The organism is Pseudoalteromonas sp. SWN166 (assembly GCF_015864485.1).
Lineage (GTDB): Bacteria > Pseudomonadota > Gammaproteobacteria > Enterobacterales > Alteromonadaceae > Pseudoalteromonas.
Genome location: NZ_JADYXB010000083.1, coordinates 1 through 1,441, shown reverse-complemented (window position 1 = coordinate 1,441; position 1,441 = coordinate 1). Strand labels below are relative to the sequence as shown.

Here is a 1,441-nt window from a genome sequence, read left to right as displayed (position 1 = left end):
GCGCTCGCCCACCGCCTTCAGCCAGGTGGAGACCAGCGGCACGAGGCGGTAGGCTTCGCCCAGCTCGATCTCGGCGGGGGTGCGCACCTTGGGCTCGTCGGTGTCGAAGCCTTCGAGCGCGAGGTTCACCACCATCTCCGTCTGCGCCTTGCAATTGCCGGAGGCGCGGCAGAAGTGGCATGCGTCGGCCGACGGCACGTACTGCGGGTTGGTGCGCGTCTCTTCGGCCTTCTGCCGCAGGAACGCTTCGACCTCACGCAGCTCGTCAATCGAGCAAGAGTAGGTGCTGAGGTGGCCGATGGCAGGCTGCACAATGGTCATCACCACGTCGCGGATGTCGTAGAGCAGGCCAAGTTCCTCAATGGTCCCCAGCGCATAGCCTGCCATCTGCAGGTTGGCGCGCACCACTTCGGGTACGGGCTTGCCGGTGATCATGTCCGTGGTGGCAGGCACGATCACGTCGTAGGCATCCACGCGGCCACGGCCGCCCTTGAGGTCGATGACCTCCACCGTGGTGCCGTAGATCAAGGTCACGTCCGTGCGGCCGGTGGCACCTTCCTCGCCGGTGAACTGACCGATGGGGACGGCGCGCTCCACAAGCATCTCGGCGCCGGTGAGGGCTGCGCGCTCACGCACGTAGTTCACAGCCGTGGTCGAGATGTCGATCAGCTCTTGGTCGATGGTTACGATCTCTTTCGAGAGCGGCCCCGCGCAACCCGGGTTCACCCAGACTTCGCGGCCTTCCAAGAACACCAGATTTCGCCCCAGATAGCTCTGCGGGTCGATGCTCGGGTCCAACAGCATCTCTTCGAGCATCTGGTGGCAGGCGGTCCCCCGGCGCGCGGCCTCGTTGCCCTCGTTCGGGACACCCTCCTGGGCACCCACGGACGCGGTGCAGCTCGTCCATCTTGCGGCGCTCGACGGAGAAAGACGGGCATGGTATGTCATGCGTACTCCCACTTATANTGCAGCTCGTCCATCTTGCGGCGCTCGACGGAGAAAGACGGGCATGGTATGTCATGCGTACTCCCACTTATAGCCTTGATAGACACGACTAGCATCGCGCAACGCTAAATGCATGCGGGTGCGATTGAAGCCTGCGCGCCAAGCTGCCACCACCGTCAAGAAACCAATCTTGTCGCCGGTAACCGCGTGGGTTCCAACGATGGGGTTCTTTTGGCCTGACCGAGTGCCGAGGACAGTACGAGCGTGCTCCAAGTTTTCCAGATGTGTCATCCACTCCAGGTTGCCGAGCGCGTTGTCGTGACGAATTCCGTTCTTGTGATTCACAGTCGCTTCTTGGCTATCGCCAAGAAAAGCGGCAGCAACGAGGCGGTGCACTTTCATGTGCGCAACGGAATCTCCGGCGTAGATCGTAACGAGCCGATAGCCGTCGGCATCGGGGCGGCACCGAAGTATTTTTCCGCACACAGGATACGAC

Annotated in this window: 2 protein-coding genes; both read right to left on the bottom strand. The window is 62.3% G+C overall.

Annotation, left to right across the window (positions count from 1 at the left end; translation table 11 throughout):
- Positions 1–948 (bottom strand): DUF2800 domain-containing protein (locus tag I6F49_RS20150; RefSeq protein ID WP_197181744.1); only part of this gene is annotated, 948 nt, incomplete at its 3' end.
- Positions 949–1,017: 69 nt separating this feature from the next.
- On the bottom strand, positions 1,018–1,441 hold a 424-nt coding region (locus tag I6F49_RS20145; protein ID WP_231615162.1), incomplete at its 5' end, for an HNH endonuclease.